The 18,187-nt window shown below is 73.1% G+C and carries 15 protein-coding genes and 1 pseudogene; 7 read left to right on the forward strand and 9 right to left on the reverse strand.

All coding sequences use genetic code 11. The features are described 5' to 3' along the window. Positions 1-182: 182 nt before the first annotated feature. Positions 183-320, reverse strand: a complete 138-nt coding sequence (locus V7E46_RS24130; RefSeq protein ID WP_333770374.1) for a hypothetical protein — start codon at positions 318-320, stop codon at positions 183-185. 362 nt (positions 321-682) lie between these two features. Here V7E46_RS24130 and V7E46_RS24135 point away from each other — a divergent pair, with 362 nt between their 5' ends. Next, positions 683-1,090 (forward strand): rodlin, encoded by a 408-nt coding sequence (locus V7E46_RS24135; protein WP_333770375.1) that lies wholly within the window; start codon positions 683-685, stop codon positions 1,088-1,090. 357 nt (positions 1,091-1,447) lie between these two features. On the opposite strand, the pseudogene V7E46_RS24140 reads toward V7E46_RS24135, so the two are convergent. Next, positions 1,448-2,236, reverse strand: a pseudogene (locus tag V7E46_RS24140) (epoxide hydrolase N-terminal domain-containing protein); the annotation flags it as partial. Positions 2,237-2,912: 676 nt separating this feature from the next. On the opposite strand from V7E46_RS24140, the gene V7E46_RS24145 reads away from it, so the two are divergent. From V7E46_RS24145 to V7E46_RS24155, 3 genes are all read left to right on the forward strand, one after another. Beyond that, positions 2,913-3,593: a 2-oxoglutarate and iron-dependent oxygenase domain-containing protein gene (locus V7E46_RS24145; protein WP_333770376.1), complete on the forward strand. Its 681-nt coding sequence runs from the start codon at positions 2,913-2,915 to the stop codon at positions 3,591-3,593. A gap of 298 nt (positions 3,594-3,891) precedes the next feature. Next, positions 3,892-5,196 (forward strand): diaminobutyrate--2-oxoglutarate transaminase, encoded by a 1,305-nt coding sequence (ectB, locus tag V7E46_RS24150; protein ID WP_333770377.1) that lies wholly within the window; start codon positions 3,892-3,894, stop codon positions 5,194-5,196. A 20-nt stretch (positions 5,197-5,216) separates the two neighbouring features. Then, on the forward strand, positions 5,217-6,485 hold the full coding sequence (locus V7E46_RS24155) for an MFS transporter (protein ID WP_333770378.1): 1,269 nt from the start codon (positions 5,217-5,219) through the stop codon (positions 6,483-6,485). A 31-nt stretch (positions 6,486-6,516) separates the two neighbouring features. Here V7E46_RS24155 and V7E46_RS24160 read toward each other — a convergent pair whose 3' ends face one another. After that, positions 6,517-6,735, reverse strand: a complete 219-nt coding sequence (locus tag V7E46_RS24160) for a hypothetical protein (RefSeq protein WP_333770379.1) — start codon at positions 6,733-6,735, stop codon at positions 6,517-6,519. An 80-nt stretch (positions 6,736-6,815) separates the two neighbouring features. Further along, positions 6,816-7,157, reverse strand: a complete 342-nt coding sequence (locus V7E46_RS24165) for a hypothetical protein (RefSeq protein WP_333770380.1) — start codon at positions 7,155-7,157, stop codon at positions 6,816-6,818. A 134-nt stretch (positions 7,158-7,291) separates the two neighbouring features. Here V7E46_RS24165 and V7E46_RS24170 point away from each other — a divergent pair, with 134 nt between their 5' ends. Further along, positions 7,292-8,047: a hypothetical protein gene (locus tag V7E46_RS24170; RefSeq protein WP_333770381.1), complete on the forward strand. Its 756-nt coding sequence runs from the start codon at positions 7,292-7,294 to the stop codon at positions 8,045-8,047. A 930-nt stretch (positions 8,048-8,977) separates the two neighbouring features. Here the strand turns inward: V7E46_RS24170 and V7E46_RS24175 are convergent. From V7E46_RS24175 to V7E46_RS24185, 3 genes are all read right to left on the reverse strand, one after another. Beyond that, on the reverse strand, positions 8,978-9,565 hold the full coding sequence (locus V7E46_RS24175) for a DinB family protein (protein WP_333770382.1): 588 nt from the start codon (positions 9,563-9,565) through the stop codon (positions 8,978-8,980). A 171-nt stretch (positions 9,566-9,736) separates the two neighbouring features. Further along, the gene (locus V7E46_RS24180) at positions 9,737-11,443 is read right to left on the reverse strand and encodes an aldehyde dehydrogenase family protein (RefSeq protein WP_333770383.1); all 1,707 of its coding nucleotides are present in this window, start codon (positions 11,441-11,443) and stop codon (positions 9,737-9,739) included. Beyond that, a complete protein-coding gene (locus V7E46_RS24185) occupies positions 11,430-12,929 on the reverse strand; it encodes an APC family permease (RefSeq protein ID WP_333770384.1) in 1,500 nt (499 codons plus the stop codon). The genes V7E46_RS24180 and V7E46_RS24185 overlap by 14 nt, the downstream gene beginning before the upstream one ends. Positions 12,930-13,085: 156 nt before the next feature. Here V7E46_RS24185 and V7E46_RS24190 point away from each other — a divergent pair, with 156 nt between their 5' ends. Further along, positions 13,086-13,694, forward strand: coding sequence for a TetR/AcrR family transcriptional regulator (locus tag V7E46_RS24190; protein WP_329180384.1), 609 nt, complete (start codon positions 13,086-13,088; stop codon positions 13,692-13,694). Here the strand turns inward: V7E46_RS24190 and V7E46_RS24195 are convergent. Both V7E46_RS24195 and V7E46_RS24200 read right to left on the reverse strand, forming a co-directional pair. After that, the gene (locus tag V7E46_RS24195) at positions 13,691-15,139 is read right to left on the reverse strand and encodes a flavin monoamine oxidase family protein (RefSeq protein ID WP_333770385.1); all 1,449 of its coding nucleotides are present in this window, start codon (positions 15,137-15,139) and stop codon (positions 13,691-13,693) included. The genes V7E46_RS24190 and V7E46_RS24195 overlap by 4 nt on opposite strands. Positions 15,140-15,292: 153 nt before the next feature. Further along, positions 15,293-17,233, reverse strand: a complete 1,941-nt coding sequence (locus V7E46_RS24200; RefSeq protein ID WP_333770386.1) for a discoidin domain-containing protein — start codon at positions 17,231-17,233, stop codon at positions 15,293-15,295. A gap of 253 nt (positions 17,234-17,486) precedes the next feature. On the opposite strand from V7E46_RS24200, the gene V7E46_RS24205 reads away from it, so the two are divergent. Continuing rightward, the gene (locus tag V7E46_RS24205; RefSeq protein WP_333770387.1) at positions 17,487-17,885 is read left to right on the forward strand and encodes a helix-turn-helix domain-containing protein; all 399 of its coding nucleotides are present in this window, start codon (positions 17,487-17,489) and stop codon (positions 17,883-17,885) included. The last annotated feature ends 302 nt before the right edge of the window (positions 17,886-18,187 follow it).

Below are 18,187 nucleotides of genomic sequence, written 5' to 3' on the forward strand. Positions count from 1 at the left end.
GCCCCCGACCTCCCCCCGACCCCGCTGAAGCCTCGAAGCCGTATCCGCTGACCTGGTACTTTCCGGCTCGCGCCGAAGTGCCGGCCACGCTCACGGCCGGGGGCGCCGTTGTCGGTCCGAGAGCGTACGGGGTACTCCGGGCGGGTACCGGCGGCCTCGCCCCACTCCTGGCGGCCCGCTGCTCAGCCGGGTGTTCCCGCGCGCAGCCCGTCGATGACGATGGCGAGCATGTGGCCGGTCCGTACCTGCCAGTGGGGGCCGCCGTCGGTTTTCCACACGTCCTGGCGGGCAATGCCGGCGTCGGTCCCCGGCAACGCCACCGGGGGCCTCCTCTTCCACGGCGGCCCCGGGGGCTCGGCGGGTCCTTCGGCGGCGGCAGCCCCTGCGCGAGCGGAGCCAACGGAACGCCGTGACCCGCCCTTCCCGTTCCGGGACGGAGCGGAGGCTCTCCGGGCGGGTGACGGCAGCCTGTGACGCCTCGCCGCGGCCTTGGCGGACCGTCGACGGCGGCTTCCAGGTCGTGGGCGCGGCGTCCGCGCCGGACTCGCCGACAGCGGCGGCCGGACGTGAGGGGGGGAGGGCGGCGCTTACGACACGCCTCCGTTCGGCGGAATGTGCGGATCTTCATTCCCAAGATCGTATTTTGATCTCCCTTGCGTTGTTTGACGGTGATGGGAGAGACATGCGTATCAGTAGTGCTCTGACGGCTTGTGCGCTGGCCGTGACAGTGGTGGCCGGCGGTGCCGGTGGCGCCTCGGCGTTCGGCGACGACAGGGGCACCACCACGGGGAACGGCAACGGCTCCGTCCAGGCCTACGGCAACACCGTGACCGGCGGCAGGCAGAGCCCGCAGATCGGCCTGATCCAGGGAAGCCTGAACAAGCCCTGCGTCGCCCTGCCGGTCAAGGCGAACGTCGGCTCGCTGATCGGCCTGATCCCGATCACCGTCCAGGACGTCGGCGTGCTGTCGTCGCCGCAGAACCAGCAGTGCACCGAGAACTCGTCCCAGACCAAGGGCGACGAGCCGCTCTCGCACGTCCTGTCCGACATCCCGATCCTGTCCGGCAACGGCGTGGGCAATCGCCGTTGACGCTCCACTCACGACGACGCGGTGACGCCCTACGCGGGCGTCACCGTCGCGAGCACGTCGGCCGGCCGCACCGGAGCCGGCCGGTGAATCGAAGCGGGCAAGCCGGCGCGGGGCCGGACGTACGCGCCCAGCACGCGCGGGCACGGCGAGACGAATGACATCAGGGTGTTGACGCCTGGATCTTCGGCGTCGTGAGCTCGGCTCGGGTGATACCGACCGCGCGGAGCTCCTCGATGACGATCTCGAGGACGGTGCGGGCCATGAGCGTAAAAGACGCCGTCCATGCGGTCCAGCCAGACCAGAGGGGTGTCCTCGGCGACGGCGTGGACCGGGGAGGGCCCGAGCCCGCAGGGGCGTTCAGGGCCGGCGGGGGCGGAAGGTGCGGCGCAGGTCGGTGACCCAGGCGGTGGGGTTCTCCCAGGGGATCAAGTGGCCGCCGCGGTCATGGGCGTTGACGTTGACGTGGTTGGACCAGGCGGCCTGCGGGCCGGACTTGAAGGCCCGGACGCGCTCGTCGGCGGTGCGGATGCCGGGCGGGTTCTCGTACGTGACGAGGGTGAGGCCGACCGGGGCCTGCACGACCGGGGTGCGGTCGTGGGCCGGCGACCAGGGGTAGCGGTTGGCGTCGGCGTAGTAGCGCATCGACGTGGCGATGGAGTTGTTCACCCGGTAGATCGCGGCGTGGGTGAGCAGGTCGTCCTTGGAGAAGACGGACTCGACGTCGCCGCCGTTGCCGCTCCACGCGTTCCAGCGCTCCAGCAGCCACGCGAGCAGCCCGGCGGGTGAGTCGCTCAGCCCGTGGGCCAGGGTGGCGCCGTCGAGCATGTGCACCGCGAGGTGGGACGCGGAGCGGTGGTCCTGCTCGATGATGCGGCCGCGGACGTCGGCGGGCTGGTCGGCGGTCACCTTCGACCAGTGCCAGAACGTCCACGGCCAGCCGTGGGTGAGGATCAGCGGGACCGGGCGGGGGCCGCGGCCGGGCTTGCGCATGAAGTGCACCGGGACACCGGCGACGCTCACCCGCTAGCGCTCGTAGGCGTTGATGGCGGCCTCGGCCTGGCGCCAGTCGTAGCCGTCCCGCCAGTGGGCGACCAGCTCACCTCGGCCTCGTCCGGTCCGGCCGCCGGCGCCACGATCTGACGGTGCCGGGCGCCTGACAATCGCGCCCGCTTTTTCCTTTCGGCAGTATTCTCATACGATCGCGAGACCTCGGGAATTCCTGCACTGTTCCGCCGGTCGAAAGCGTACCGGGTATTCGGTGAACGGGACAGCCCGTTTTGCGGTTGGATCATCGGATGATGGCCCGGTGCGGCAGTAGGAAAAAGAGTAAATCGGGGGATCGCCCTATCCGTAGCGTGCATTTTATTTCACTTGCAACGACCTGTTGACAGCAGGTCGGGCGGCGGCTGAGACTGGCGAAGAGGGCGATCGTGGTCCCGCAATCCATTCGGGAATCGCGACAGGCGTGCGAAAATCGCCGATCGCCGCCGCGACCGGCCGTGAGCTGGGAACGGCGGCGAAATCCGGCGACGCCGTCCACTGGACCCGCCCGATGTCCGGTCGATTTCCAGCGCAACGAGAATCCATTCCGTCCGGTCGGTGGATGGTATATCCGGCCGTTCGTATGCCCCGCGGTCCCGGGCGGCGGCAACGGCACACCACCGCCCCTACTGGCCGATCGGCCTTTCCGGGAAAGGGGCCCGCCGGCTGTGACACCTACGACCAGCATTGCGTGCCGGCGTACCCGTGTCCCCGCCCGCTCGTGACAGCCGATATGGGATGCCCCCGCCGAAAGCCCGGGCCACGCCGAGGAGCGCCAGTTGTGAGTACCGAGATCCCCACCGTCGACCTCAAGGAATGGCGGAGCGCCGACGCCGCCCGGCGCGACGCGATCACCGCGGGAGTGGACCCGGCCCTGCGCGAGACCGGCATGTTCCTGCTGACCGGCCACGACGTGCCGTACGCCGGCGGCGAGGACTTCCGCGACGCGGGGCTGTCGTTCTTCCGGCTGCCCCGCGAGGCCAAGCTCCGCTACGAGATCCGGGGGCAGTACGACAACGGCTGGCGCGAGGTGCACCACAGCGTCGGCATCCCCGACGCCGCGGTGGACGGTGGCGACAGCTCCCCCGACCTGCATGAGTCCTTCTCCGTGGGGCCGACCCGCCGCACCGGGGACGCCCGCTTCGACGGCCTGTACCACCCGGCCAACCGGTGGCCCGGCGAACTGCCGCGGCTGCGGGAGGCGGCCGACACCTACACCGCCCACATGGTGCGGGTGGCCGGGGAGGTCAACGCGCTGTCGGCCGATCTGCTGAAGCTGCCCGGGGACTTCTTCAACTCCCGCGCCCGGAAGGCCACCTGGACGCAGAACGTCAGCTGGTATCCGGCGCCGGCCGAGCTGGGACAGGTCGCCGCACCGGTCGGCGGCGGTCGCGTGCTGGAGCCCGCCGTGGCGGGCGAAGCGATCCTGGGCAAACTCGGCGTCCCGTTGACCCCGGCCTGACCCGCCCCGGCCCCGCGGTTCATCCCCCTGCCGACATCCGGGCCAGGCCCGAGAGAGGCGACGACGCCGTGACCAACCCCGCGTTGCCACGGCGAACACCTGTGCATGACCGTGCGCGGCATCAAGACCAGCGCCCGGATGACCTCCACCTCCATCCACGGGGACTTCGGCCGGCCGGGCCCGGCCCGCGACGGACTGCTGACGTTCCTCCACAGCTGACCAGGCCCCAGGGGGGCGCACCCGCGCACGCTCCCCGGGCGGCACCCCCGCAGCCACCGTTCCCATGAAACGGATCCCGATGACCCTCTTCGAAGCGCTGGAATCAGAGGTACGCAGCTACAGCCGGTGCTGGTCGGTGGTCTTCGACCGCGCCGCCGGCAGCCGCCTCCACGCCCGGGACGGCACTCCGTACCTGGACTTCTTCGCCGGCGCCGGAGCACTCAACTACGGTCACACCAACCCGGTGCTGAAAGCGGCCCCGCTCGACTACCTCGCCCGGGACGGCGTGACCCACGCACCGGACATGTTCACGGTGGCCAGGGCCGACTTCCTCGAAGCGCTCGCCGACGTCCTCCTGGGGCCGCGGCAGCTCGACTACAAGGTCGTCTTCCCCGGCCCCGGCGGTGCCAACGCCGTGGAGGCGGCACTGGAGCTGGCCCGCAAGGTGACCGGACGGCACACGGTGGTGGGCTTCACCAACTCCTTCCACGGCATGACGCTCGGCGCACTCGCGGTGAGCGGCAACGCGTCCAGGCGGGCCGCCGCCGGCCTGCCGCTGACCCACGCCACCGTGCTGCCCTACGACGGCTATCCGGGCGGCGGCGACGCGCCCGCGCTGCTGGAGCGGCTGCTCACCGACCCGGCCAGCGGCCACGACCTGCCGGCCGCCGCCATCGTCGAGACCGTGCAGGGCGAAGGCGGTCTGCACGCCGTGAGCGGCACATGGCTGCGCGCCCTGGCCGAGGTGTGCCGCCGGCTGGACATCCTGCTGGTGGTGGACGACGTGCAGATGGGCTGCGGACGCACCGGGGCCTTCTTCAGCTTCGAGGACGCGGGCATCACGCCCGACATCGTGTGCCTGTCGAAGTCGATCGGCGGCTACGGCCTGCCGATGGCACTGACCCTGATCCGCCCGGACCTGGACGTGTGGCTGCCCGGCCAGCACAACGGCACCTTCCGCGGCGTCAGCCCGTCCTTCGCCACCGGCGCCCAGGCCCTGCGCACCCACTGGACGGACGGCGTACTGGAGAAGTCGGTACGCGCCCTGAGCGAGCGGCTGCGCACCGCGCTCACCGGTCTGGCGGCCGAATTCCCCGAGGCGGGCGCCGAGGTACGCGGGCGCGGCATGGCCGCCGGCCTGCGCTTCGGCGCCGCGGCCGGCGGCGGCGGCGCGGGCGATCCCAGTACGGCGCGGCTGGTCTGCGCCGCCGCCTTCGAGCGCGGGCTGCTGGTGGAGACCTCCGGCGCGGCCGGCGACGTCGTCAAGCTGCTGCCGCCGCCTACGCTCCACGAGGCCGATCTTGACGAGGGCCTGGCGATCCTGACCGCCGCGGTCACGACCGTGCTCACCGCGACGGGCGAGCGGAAGCGGGCACGGCCCTGACCGGGCCGGCCGTACCCCGGGTGACCCGGCGCGAACGGCTGGGCCTGCCCCAGGCGCGCGGCGCGGGACCGCTGCTGGCGGCGGCCCTGGTCGACAGCCTGGGCACCGGGCTCTTCCTGCCGTACGCGCTGCTGTACTTCCTCGACACCACCCGGGTGCCGCTGTCCACGATCGGCCTCGCGCTCTCCGCCGCGGCGGCTCTCGCGCTGCCGTGCTCCGCCGTGTTCGGCCAGCTGGTCGACCGGGTCGGCGCCCGGCGGTCGGTGGTGCTGGCGAATCTCGCCCAGGCGGCGGGCTTCCTCGGTTACCTCCAAGCGGGCTCCGCGACGCGGATCGTGGCCTTCGGATTCCTCGTCACCGCCGGCCAGAACCTGTTCTGGACCGCGAACGGAGTGCTGATCACCCAGGTCTCGGACGCGGCCGACCGGGTGCGCTGGTTCAGCCTGCTGCGGGTGGTGCGCAACCTCGGTACCGGAGTCGGCGCCCTGCTGGCCTCCGCCGCCGCCATGGGCTCCGCTCACGCCTGCGGCCGGGCGGTGGTGGCGGCCAACGCCGCCAGCTTCCTGGTGGCCGCCGCGGTGCTCGCCCGCTGGCGCCAGCGGGAGGCGCCGCCCGCCGCCGCACCCGCCCCGGCCCGCGGACCGGGGCGGGGCGGCTACCGCGAGGTCCTGGCGGACCGCCGGTTCACGGCGCTCAACGGCGCCACCGTGCTCTTCGCCCACTGCCTGCTGGCGCTCCCGCTGCTGCTGGCGGTCTACGTCACCAGGTCCCTCGGCCGGCCCGCCTGGGTGGCGGGAGCCCTGCTCGCCGGGAACACCGCCCTGATCGTCGCCCTGCAGACACCGCTCACCGAGGCCATGCGCCCGTACCGCGACACCCGCCTGCTGCGGTTGGCGGCCCTGTTCCTCGCCGCCTCCTCCGCCCTGCTCTGGGCGGCGCCCGCCGGCAGCACCGGGTGGACCACGCTGTCCCTGGTGGCCGCCCTGGCGTGCTACACCGCGGGCGAGATCATCTGCTGCCCCGTCCTCACCGACCTGGTGGCGACCCTGGCGCCACCGGAACTGCGGGGCCGCTACTTCGCGCTCAACCAGGTCTGCTGGAGCCTGGCCGCCGTGCTGGCCCCCAGCGTCCTCACCCGCCTGCTGACCGCGGGGACGGCCGGCCTGTGGATCACCCTGCTGATCACGGCGGGAGCCGCGTCCGTCCTCGCCGCCGGAATCGACGCCGGATCCGGTGAACTCGCCGAGCCGCCTCCGGCCGGCGCGGCCCCCGATCCCTCCCGGCGCTGACCCTCCCGGCGTCCAGGGGCGCGCCGCGGGCCTACCCCTCGGCGCGGGCGAGCAGGGGGACCTGGCTGGATGCGTGCTGCTCCGGGCCGGGCCATCGGGTCGCGAGGCTCTTCCACGCCAGGCCCAGCAGCCGGGTCGCCTCCCTGTGACCGTCCCCGGCCATGGCTCCGCCGACGGCGAGGACGGCCGTGCGGGCGCTAGTCAGCGTGCGGAAGTTCGACGGCGCTTCGCTCTCACGTATCGCCGTCATGAGGTGCACCGCGCCGTCCGGGAGCGCGAGCACATCGCGAGGTACGACCGGCTCGCCTGCCCCCCCGCCGGTGGCGTGCGTCACGCAGGTCGCGGGCCGGGTCGTCGGAAGGCATGTGCCGTGGGAAGGCGTGCACGTTCTCTCGTCGAAACGTCGCGCCGTACGCGCGCCGCGTCGAGGCCGCCGGCCGCCAGCCGCTGCAGGGCGGTGAGGGCCAGCACCGCGGATTCCAGGGCGCTGTCGCGGTCGGTGGCGAGGTCAAGGGCGAGCGCGAGGCTGCGAACGAGGGTGCGGGCCGGGTCGAGGCCGAGCACCAGGCTGGGCGCGCGGTCGGGTTTGAGGACGACGCTCAGGGAGCGGTCGGGAGCGGGGCCGAGGCCGGGGTCGGCGGCGGGACCGCGGTCGGGGCCGGGGCCGAGCACCAGGCCGAGCGCGTGGTGGGGGTCGAGAGCGGAGTCGAGCGCGGGTTCGAGGGCCGGATCGATCGCGCGGGCGGCGAGGCGTCCGTGGTGAGGGGCGCCGTCGAGGGCGCCGTCGAGTTCGGATACGGCTGCCGGTGGTGCCGCCCCTGCTCCTGTTCGTCGCGGACGAACAGGTCGTAGAGCGCGTTCGGTACGGGGCGGGCGGACAGCGCGGCGGCGTCACCGACAGTGATGGTGCCGCGCAGGGTGCGGGTGGCCCGGACACCGGCCAGCAGCCGTCGCAGGGCGGGGTCGTCCTGGCCCGGCGCCGGCGTGAGGAGGGCGGTGGGGCGTTCCCGTACGCCGGTGTCGACGGTCTGGCCTGTTCGTCGCAGTCGAAGGCCAGGGCCAGCGAGCCGACGGTGCCGGAGTCCAGAGCGGCGGTGACGACCTCGCCGGCGTCGTTGCGGGCGGACCGCAGCAGGATGGTCTCGCGCCACCACGGGTCGCCGACGCCGCCGGTCAGCACGGTGGTGTCGGCGCGCGGGGCGCTGGGCTGGGCGGCGGCCAGATACTCCTGCAGACTCAGGTGGGCGAACCCGTGGGCCTGGTGCTCCCGCTCGACCAGCAGGCCGCTTTTGCGGGCCTCCTCCAGGAAGACCTCGGGGGCCACGTCGTGGGGGAGCTGGCGCAGCGGCCGGCGGATCGCCGCCACCGCCTTGCGCGCGGGCCAGTCCCGGGCCCTGGCCTTCATCATGGCCAGGGCCAGATGCTGGACGACGTGCTGCTTGTGCGGGCCGCTCAGGCCGGTGGCGTCCCGGAGCCCGCGGGCCTCGGAGCGCCGGTGGAGCAGGACGTCGCACATCTCGGCGTACAACTCGGCCCGGCTGCCCGGCAGTTTCCCGCGGTAGCGGTGCACGTTCGCGGTCATCGTCAGCAGCAGCGGGTTGGCCGCCAGGCCGTACAGCGCCGGCTGGGCGCGCAACCGGTCGAGCAGGTCCTCCGCATAGTGGTCGGCCGACGCCCGGATCTCGCGCCCGGTGCCGGCCCGCGCCCGGCTCTCGACAGCGTACGACCAGTGGCGCAGGAACCGCTCGACCTGCTCGGGGGTGAACCGCCCTACCTGGAGTACCTCGGCCCGGGCCAGCGGATTGGTCTGGTAGCCGTGCGGACGGGAGGTCACCACGTAGACGTTGCCGGGATGGCGGTCGGCCTGGCGTTCCACCCCAGGCCGCCACCCGGCCGCGCTCGGCGGGATCGGCGACTTCGTCCAGGCCGTCCAGCAGGACGACGCAACCGCCGCGGTCGAGTCGGCGCTCCAGCCACTCGGCCGGGACCCTCCCGCCGAGCCATCCGGCCGACGCCGCCACCTCGCGAGGTGGCCACGCCCACCGTTTCCATGTCCTGCGCACCGGCCCGCAACTGCCGCAGACAGACGCGCGGGAGGCGGGAGACCCCCCCAGGACAGCCGGTGGTCGACACTCTCGGTGGCCCGTTCCACCCACCGCGTCCGGAGGCCGTCGAAGACCGTGCCCGCGAAACCCATCGCGACGGGGGCCACTTCGCAGCCCACCAGCGCCGCCACCGCCAGGACGGGGATGACGGGCCATCGCGGAGTGCTAGCGGACCACTGCCGCGCCCGGCACCAGCACGCCGGCCGCCGGAAGTCCCGCGTGGAGGAACAGCTGTAAAGCCCTGCCTGCCACGTGCTCTTCTCCCGCCCCCGGATGGGGCCCGGTTCAGGACCGGTGAGCAAGCTTCATACAGGCAGACGGCGCGCACGACCACGCATATCGGCCAACCCGGCCCGCTTCCGCGGGCTTTGGGCAGTATCCGGTGCCCTACGACCCCGAGGCCGCCTCCTTGGCCGCCCGCTCCAGCCGGCTGCGGTACTCCTCCCACCACGCCGGGTCGCCGGGGGCCGTGTTGGCGCCACCGGGGCGCTGTCCCGCCGTGCCGTCGACCAGTTCACGGACGATGTCGGCATGTCCGGTATGCCGATGGGTCTCGCCGACCATGTGGACGAGGACGCGGCGCAGCGGCAGTTCGGACCGCCGGCCCCACGGCACCCGGCCGACAGCGTCGAGGGGGAGCGACTCGATCGTCACGTCCGAGTGGGCGCACACCCGCCGGTAGTCGCCGACGATCTGCTCGCGCGTCTCGTCCGCGGTCGCCCACAGGTCGGCGTTCGGCTCCGCGGCCCCCGCGATCCAGAGCGGCGGCCCTTCGACCGGCCGGCCGAAGGTCTCCCCGAAATACGCGGCTTCGGCGCCGGTCAGGTGCTTGACCAGCCCCAGCAGATTGGTGCCCGTGGGCGTCATCGGCCGGCGGACGTCGTATTCCGACAGGCCTTCCAGCTTCCACAGCAGCGCGTCACGGGCATCCTGCAAGGAGAGGCGGAGATCGGCCTTCACGTCTGCGTCGGTCATCGCACCAGTGTCCTGTCCGGCTGGTCACCGTCCACCGGTTTTTCCGCGGCTCCGTCGTCCGGCCCGGGAAGGGGAGCGCTGTTGCCGGTCGCAACGGGTTGCCGGCGTGCGGCCGGGAGTTCCCGGCCCCGCTGGGATCTCGGGGCCGGGAGCGCCGGTACGGCGCCGGGGCTACCCCCGCAGGGCGGAGGCGAAGATTCCCGGCAGGGCGGCCCAGCGGGGGCGGGCGGCGAAGGCGGTCAGGCGGCGGCCGGTGACGTCGGCCGTGCGGTTGTGGACGAACCAGGGCGGGACCGGCGTCAGGGCGGCCTCGCCGTGTGCCAGGGACCGGGGGGCCGGCCGGAACGGGCCGGACAGGACGGTCCGTTCGATGTGCGGGAGCAGCAGTGCGTTGTGGACGGTGCCGTTACCGGACTGGATGTCCTGGCGAGGGTGCCCGGGGAAGGCGCCCCAGCCCGCGCGGGGGGTCAGGAATCCCAGCCCCGTCCAGGCGTTGACGCCGATCGTGCCGTAGCGCAGGTCGGCGACGGCGGCCTCCAGGGCGGCGCCCAGGGTGCGGCGGGTGGCGGGGTCGATGACGATGTTCGCGCCGAGCGTGCCGGTCAGGTTCTCGTTGGCGGCGGCTACGGCGGCGGGCAGGAAGTCGGCCGCGCCGCCGGGCAGTTCGGCGACGGCGAGCACAGGGGCGAAGTATTCCGTGCTGAAGGCGCTCTCCGCCGCGTCGTGCGGGTCGAGGCCGGTCAGCAGGGTGCGGCCCCCCGTCAGGTCCTGGGCTCCGGTGTGGGCGCCGCGCGCGCCGCTGATCGCCGCGTCCGCGCCCGGGTAGTAGACCGGGCGGGCCGGCGCGGTCTGCAGCGCGGTGCGCAGCGCGGCCAGGAACGCGTCCTTCTGCGGCCAGTCGGAGCTGAGGTAGACGACCTGGGTGGCCACGCAGTTGTGGCCGGAATTGTGCAGGCGCTGGGTGGCCAGGTGCCGGGCCTGGTAGGCCAGGTCGGCGGCCGACCAGCGGCCGGGCACGACGATGACGGGGCTGACGCCGCCCAGTTCGGCGGTCACCGGCTTGTCCAGGACGGGCCGGTCGGCGGCGCGTGCCTGCTCGCCGTCCGGGCCCGTGCCGTAGACGATGGCGTCGTGGGTGGCGGTGCTGCCGGTCAGGTGGATCGCGCTCACCTGCGGGTGGTGGGCCAGGGCCGATCCGGTGGCCGCGTCGCCGGTGACGATCTGGACCAGCCCGGCCCGGAGGTAGGGGGCGAAGACGTCGCGCCAGACCGGGGCCAGGGCGTCGGTGATCGGGTTGAGCTTGAGGACGACGACCCGGTTCTCGGCGTGCAGCTGGTGCAGGACGTCCAGCGGCGCGATGGCGGTGATGTTCCCGGCCCCGAGGACGAGCGCGGTGCCCCGGGTGGCGGCCGGGGTCCGCTGGGCGAGACCCACCTCGCGGTGCAGGTCGTCGGCGGTGACGCCCGGCGCGGTCCACACCTGCGCCGAGAAGCCGGACAGCAGCAGCTTGTCCCAGGTGTCGTACGGCAGTACCCGTACGGCGGTCCGCCCGCCGGGCGCGCCGCTCACCCGGCAGCCGTCCAGCGGGTCCTTGCCGGCCGCCAGTGAGTCCAGGGTCGCCGCCAGCGCCTGGGCGTAGGAGATGAACGCCCACGGGCCGCTGATCCACTCCTCGCCGCTCAGCGGCGACGACTCGGGCAGCCGCTTGTAGGCGCAGGCCGCCCGTACCCAGTCCTGCGCGGCGGCCTGCGTGCGGCCCACCAGTTCGCGCAGCAGGTCCGCGCGGGCGCGCAGCCCGGTGTCGGCCCATCGGCGCTCGCCGGCCCGCAGGGCGTCGAGCGCCGGTTCGAGTGCGGTGGTCGGATCAGGTGCGGGCATGGTCGACTCCGTCCGGTACGGGCCCGGCGGCCGGCGCCGGCTCGCCGCCGTCGTCCTCTGCCAGGCGTTGGTAGGTGGCGGGGCGGGCGGCACGCAGCCAGCAGGCCCATCCGGCACCGGCCGCGGCGGCGACCAGCACCAGCCACGGCAGCGCGTGCACCAGCGAGGACGTGGTGCCGGTCAGCGCGTCGAAGTTGCGCAGCACCAGGACCAGCGCGGCCAGCAGGCCGATGGCCCCCAGCCCCGGCGCGGCCAGCACCCGCCACCAGCCCGCGGTCGCCGCGGCGGCCGGGCGGCGCCGGAAGTAGGCGATGATCGCCACCGCTGCGGCGGCCTGGAGGGCGATGATGCCGACGGTGCCCAGCCCCAGCATGCTGGTGGCCATGTCCAGGTACGGGTCGAGGCCCGCGAGGGCGAAGGCGCCCGCGACGACCGCAGCGATCACGATCTGCACACCGCTGGCGACCGCGGGGGCGCCGGAGCGGTGGCTGGTGCCCAGGGGGGTGGGCAGCAGCCGGTCGCGGCCGAGCGCGTACATGTAGCGGCTGCAGGCATTGTGCATGCTCAGGAGCGAGGCGAGCAGGCTCGTGCACAGCACGACCTCCATGGCCTTGCTCATCGGGCTGTCGACGTACTGCACGGTCAGCGAGATGAAGAGATTGCCCAGTTCGCTGCCGGAGCGCTCCTGCACGTGCCCCGCGCCGATCCCGCCGACCGCGATCCAGCTCGTCACCGCGTAGAAGACCGATATCAGCCCCACCGAGGCGTAGATCGCCCGCGGGACCGACCGCCGGGGATCCCTGGCCTCCTCTCCGTACAGGGCGGCGGACTCGAAGCCCAGGAAGGAGATGAAGGCGAACATCACCGTGACGCCGAGCGCGCCGTGCGTGGCGGTGTGCGGGGCGAAGGAGGTGGCGGGGAAGGCGGACGCGCCCTTGGAGAGGGTGATCGCCGCGTCCAGCACCAGCAGGATCACGACCTCGGCCGTCAGCAGCAGCGCCAGCGTCCGCGCCGACAGGTCGATCTGACGCCGGCCCAGCAGCGCCACGATCGCCAGCGCCGCCGCGGCCAGCCACGGCCAGGGGATCGTCACATGCGCCAGGTCGATCAGCGCCAGCCGGGTGAAGTAGGCGAAGGCGCCGGTCAGCCCGACCGCGAAGACGTTGTAGGCCAGCACCGCGACATAGGCGCCGGCGACCGCGGGCACCCGGCCCAGGCCGTGCCGGATGTAGGTGTAGAAGGCGCCGGTGCTCACCACATGCCGGCTCATCTCGGCGTAGCCCACGCCGAACAGCAGCAGCACCACTCCGGCCATCACGAAGGCGGCCGGAGTGCCCGGGCCGGTGCCCAGCACGAACGCCAGCGGGAGGGTGCCGACCACGGCCGCCATGGGTGCCACCGCGGCCACCACCAGGAAGACGATCTTCGCCGTGGTCAGTGACCCGCCGGGCTGGGGCAGCGGCGACGGGGCTGGGGGACTGGTCATGACGCTCACTTTCTGGTGTTCACCGGTAAAGTCAGTCGGTCGTATGACAGTGCTGCGTGGGACACTGACACTGACGGAAACGGGACGCAAGAGACGGGGAGAAAAAGTGATGGCCCTGCCGCTGATCGCGCCGCTGACGTCGCAGGGAGGGCCGCGGTGACCTACATCAGCGCCGACGAGCGCAGGCCGGAAATCGTCGCCGCCGCCCGACGGGTGTGCGTACGCGACGGTTTGGCCAAGCTGAGCCTGCGCCGGGTCGCCGAGGAGGCGGGCATCGCGCTCGGCACGATGCAGCACGTCTTCCGCACCCGGGAGATGCTGCTGCGCGCGGTCGTCGAGGACGTCGACGCCGACATCGCCGCGGCGCTGCGCGCCGGACTGTCCCGCAGCGCGGGCCTGGCCGGGACACTGCGGGCCGGCATCACGAATTTCTGGGACCAGATGGTCGCCGACCAGGTCGGACTGCAACTCCTCCAGTACGAACTCACGTTGACCACTTTGCGCACCGAGGGTCTGCACGAGTTGGCATCCTGGCAATACCGCCGCTATATCGAGCTGACCGCGAAGTGGTGCCAGGAGGCCGCGGAGGCGGCCGGCGAGACGATCGCGATCGACTACGACGCGCTGGCCAGGGTGATCCTGGCCAGCATCGACGGGCTGATACTGCAGTACGTCGTCGACCCCGACCCGGTGCGCGCCAAGTCCGACCTGGACATGGTGATCGGCACCCTGACCGCGCTGGCCGCCCCGAGTCCGGCCGACTAGCCGGCGCGTGGCGCGCCGTGCGGTACGGAGGCCGGTGCGGCATCAGGCAGGCCGTCCGGCGCGGCGTCCGGTGTGTCGTCCGGCGCGGCGTCCGGCGCGGCCTTGTGCGCGGCCAGCACCTCCGCCGCGGCCCGCTTGCCCGAGCGCACCGCGCCGTCCATGTAGCCCATCCAGATCTCCGCGGTCTCCGAGCCGGCGAAGTGCACCCGCCCCACCGGCTCGCGCAGCCGCGCCCCGAACTGCGTCCAGGCGCCCGCGCCCAGCCGGCCGCCGTAGCAGCCCCGGGTGAACTCCTCGGCCGACCAGTTCAGTTCTGCCAGCGCCAGCGGGGACGACGCGTCGCGGCCGAAGAATTTCGTGAAGCAGGCCAGGACTTCGCCGCGGCGCTCCTCGGGACTCATCCGGGCCGCGCGCCGGGCCCGCTCGCCCTCCAGGAAGCCCAGCAGCACCCCGCGCCCGCCGCCGTCGGGGGAGTTGTCGAAGGTCACGCTCACCAGGTCGTCGGTCGACAGCGCGAAGCCCGACAGGCCCCGCTCGCGCCAGAAGGGCGTCGCGTACACCGCCTGCACCTTGACCACGGAGCCGGCCGGCACCTGCTGGGTGAGCTGGTCGCGGTCGGCCGGCATGGCGGGGCTGTACCGCAGCCGTCCGGCCAGCACCGGCGGCAGCGCCAGCACCGCCCGGCCGCCGCGTACCGCGAAGCCGTCGCCGCGGACGGTGACGCCCCGCTCGTCCTGCTCCACCGTGTGCACCGGGTGCGCGCGGCGGACCGCCTCGCCCAGGCCGGCCGCCAGCCGCTCGCTGATCTGCTGCGTCCCGCCGATCACCCGGGACTCCTGCGCGCCGCCCCCGGTGGACACCAGCATGTCCAGCATCCCGCCGGACTTGATGTAGACCAGGAAGTGCAGCAGCGTCAGCTCGCCGGTCTCGCAGGCGAAGACGGCCGGCACGATCAGCCGCCAGAAGCGCAGCGCCGCGGGATGGGCACAGTTGTCCTTGAGCCAGTCCTCCAGGGTCCTGTTGTCCCACCGGCCCGACTCCGGCGCCGTCCACGGGGCGTCGAGCGGCACCCGCTGCGCCATCGACTCCAGCACCTGCTGGACCCTGGCCACCTCCAGCGCGGCCGGCTCCGGCAGCCCGAAGCCCGCCCCCGTGTAGCGCACCACCTCGCCGTCCATGCCCAGCAGATGCGCGCCGACCTCGTAGGAAGGGGACAGCGCCAGCCCCAACCCGCCGATCAGGTCCAGCACTTCGTCCTGCGTCGGGCCCACCCACTGCCCGCCCATGTCGAGCGTCACGCCGGCCACGTCCTGGCTCGCGGTGCGCCCGCCCACCCGGTCGCGTGCCTCCAGCACGCACACCGAGCGGCCGGCCGCCGCGATCTCCCGGGCCGTCACAAGGCCGGCGATCCCCGCGCCGACCACCACCACGTCCACGTCACTCACACCGCACCTCCGGAAAGCCAAGTCAGTCAGTCGTATGACTTGCTTTTCTTCGATAGCAGCACGAAACCATGAAACCCGCAAGAGAAGGAACAATCGGACAGGGAACCGCGTGTCGGGCCCGCGGGTTCGTCCTGCCCCGCGGGCCCGGTCGCGTCAGCGGTAGAGGCGCAGGTCGGCCAGGCTCCACCAGTTGCCGGCAGCGCCGGTCTGGGTGACGCGCAGGAAGCGGGCCGTGACCGGCTGCCGGAGTGCCGCGGTGGTGAGCTGGCCTGTGCCCGGGCCGGCGGCGGCGGTACGCCAGTGGGCGCCGTCGTCGCTGACGGAGAGCTGCCAGCCGCGCGCGTAGTCGCCGAGGTTGTCGCCGCTGTCGATCGCGACGCTGCGGAAGGAGGTGCGGCGGCCGAGGTCGAGCTGGACGAACTGGCCGGGCTCCTGGGCGGCGCCGCTGCTCCAGCGGGTGCTGCCGTCGTCGTCGGTCAGCGCCCCGGCCGGGTCCTGCCCCGCGGGCGAGGCGGTGGCGGTGGCACCGGTCAGGTCCAGCCGGCGCAGGGTCGTGCGCAGCTGCCCCGAGGCGGGCCAGGTGAAGGTGGCCAGGGCGCCGCCGGGCAGGGTGTAGTCGAAGGACCGGCCGCCGACCGCGACGGTGAAGGAGTGCGGGGCGTCGTTCTCGTTGTGGACGACCAGCGCGGTGGAGCCGTCGGGATTGGTGAAGGCCACATCGGTGAGCTGGCCGTTCCAGCCGGTGGTGCCGTAGCTGGTGCTGGCGATGCGGACGGCTCCGGGCCGCACGAACTTCGACAGGTGGCCGATGGTGGAGTATTCGGCGTTGGCGGTCACGGTGCCGTCCGGCCGCACGGTGAGCAGCGCGGTACAGGTGTCGCAACCGCCGTTGTGCGGGCCGCCGTCGGCGTCCAGCGCGAGATTCCAGTCGGCGACGGACTTGGCCCAGTTGCGGGTGGTGCCGACGGTGATGGTGCGGGCGTGCCAGGTCAGGGTGCCGCGGAAGATCTCGGCAGGCGTGTCGGTGGCGCCGTGGGACCCCGAGCACTCGGTGAACCAGATGCCCTTGCCGGGGTGGGCGTCGTGCAGCGCGCTCTGGGCGCTCGGGTCGCCCGAGTAGCAGTGGTAGGCGGTGCCGGCGACCCACTTGGCGGCCGGGCCGTCCAGGATCTCGTAGGGGTAGTCGGTCTGCGGGTCCTCGCCGAGCTGCTGGGCGGTGGCGATGTCGCCGGGGTGGGTGGTCCAGTTGTGGTCGTAGGCCAGGATCCTGGTGTGCAGCCCCGCGGCGCGCAGCAGCGGGCCGAGCGCCTCGATGACCTCGGCCTCCTGCTGGACCGGCAGGTCGGTGCCGGGGTACGCGTTCGGCTTGCGGTTCTGCGGCTCGTTCTGCACCGTCAGGTAGTCGACCGGGACGCCCTCGGCCGCGTACGCCTGGACGAACTTCACCAGGTAGCGGGCATAGGCCCGGTAGACCGCCGGGTCGTCCTTGAGGTGGCCGCCGGCCAGGGAGCCGGAGTCCTTCATCCAGGCCGGCGGGCTCCACGGGGTGGCCAGCACGGTCAGCTGCGGGTTGAGCTGCTCGGCCTGCCGCAGCAGCGGCAGGATCCGCGCCCGGTCGTGGGCGATGCTGAAGTGCTGCAGCCCGAAGTCGGTCTGCCCGGCCGGCACGTCGTCGTACGTGTAGTGGGCCGCCGCGGCGGTGAAGTCCGAGGAGCCGACCGGCTGGCGCAGGAAGCTCACCCCGATGCCGGCCTTCGGGTCGAACAGCTGCCGCATGGCCGCGTCCCTGGCCGTCCGCGGGAGCGCGCCGAGCACGGCCGCGGACGAGTCGGTCAGCGCGCCGCCGAAGCCGTCCATCCGCTGGAAGCGCTGATCCGGGTCCACGGTGATCGTCGTCAGGTCCGACGCCCCCGGGTGGAAGGCGACCGGTGCCTGCCGCTGCAACTGCGCCGAGTCGTCGGCGGTCGTCAGCCACACCTGCGCCTGGGGCGCCGCCTGATGGGGGCGGCCGGAGTGGGAGGCGTACGCGGGGGCAGGCAGGCAGGCCAGGCACAGTGCGGCAGTGAAGGCCGCCGCACCCAGGGCGCGTCTCATGGTGGTTCTCCTCGGTGGCGGCGGTGCGCTGGACGGAAGGGAACGGCAGCGGTGCCGGAAGCGGTGAAGGCGGGCCGCGCTCCGGCGTGGTGGTCCGTGGGCGAAATCAGCTGTGAAACGTAATGAAACACATTCGAAACCAACGCGGCGATCCACAGCAAAGCGGGGGTTCATTCCCGATGTCAAGGCTTGTGCAGACCGGGTGCATAGACTGATTTCGTGGAACGAATCGATGAAACAGATGAGTAGGTCGGTGAGCAGCGGGATTAGCCGGCGCAGGATCGCGGCCGAGGTCGGGGTATCGATCGCGACCGTCTCGCGGGTGATGACGGGCAACGGGCGCGTCGCGCCCGGCACCCGGGAGCACGTACGGGCCGCCGCCGACCGGCTGGCGGGTGCCGCGTCGGACCGCGCCGCCGCCCCGGACGGGGCCGTGCTGGTGCGCTGCCCGTACGCGCTCACCGGCTACTTCGGGGCCGTCGGCGCGCTGCGGGTGGCGTGGGGGAGCGTTGTGGCGAGACTTTTTCGTCACGCCCTCTTGACCGCCACCTTGGACTGGACCACAGTCTGGGGACTGAAGGGCAACACGGCATCAGCTCAACCGCTGACAACAACCCTCGAACGCAGGGCGGTTGTCACACCGTCCTGGTGACTGCGCCGCACAGGGCGCGCGACCGCTCCGGCGGACGGCGCTCGGCGGCGTCCTCGCGGGAGCCTGCCCTTTTCGAGGCTGTCCCGCCGCGGCTGCCGGCCTTCCCCCTCGCTCGTCACGCCGCCCCGGCACGTTCCGTTGTGGACCCGGCCGGGGCCGCGGAAACGGCCGCTCCGCCGCGCCTTCCAGCCGTCCGCCGGCCGGCCCGACACCCACGGTCCGGGTCGGCCATTCCCGCCGTCCTCAGGAGAGGTCCATGCGTCTGCGCCATCCACGCCCCCGGCGTTCCCCCGCCCCTGCGC

It is taken from the genome of Streptomyces sp. IBSBF 2435 (assembly GCF_036815005.1).
GTDB lineage: Bacteria > Actinomycetota > Actinomycetes > Streptomycetales > Streptomycetaceae > Actinacidiphila.

Bases quoted from the DNA above. Each gene is read 5' to 3' on its own strand.
- V7E46_RS24135 (WP_333770375.1), top strand. From the start codon at position 683: ATGCGTATCAGTAGTGCTCTGACGGCTTGTGCGCTGGCCGTGACAGTG.
- ectB (WP_333770377.1), top strand. From the start codon at position 3,892: ATGACCCTCTTCGAAGCGCTGGAATCAGAGGTACGCAGCTACAGCCGG.
- V7E46_RS24160 (WP_333770379.1), bottom strand. From the start codon at position 6,735: ATGACGGCGATACGTGAGAGCGAAGCGCCGTCGAACTTCCGCACGCTG.
- V7E46_RS24175 (WP_333770382.1), bottom strand. From the start codon at position 9,565: ATGACCGACGCAGACGTGAAGGCCGATCTCCGCCTCTCCTTGCAGGAT.
- V7E46_RS24180 (WP_333770383.1), bottom strand. From the start codon at position 11,443: ATGCCCGCACCTGATCCGACCACCGCACTCGAACCGGCGCTCGACGCC.
- V7E46_RS24185 (WP_333770384.1), bottom strand. From the start codon at position 12,929: ATGACCAGTCCCCCAGCCCCGTCGCCGCTGCCCCAGCCCGGCGGGTCA.
- V7E46_RS24200 (WP_333770386.1), bottom strand. From the start codon at position 17,233: ATGAGACGCGCCCTGGGTGCGGCGGCCTTCACTGCCGCACTGTGCCTG.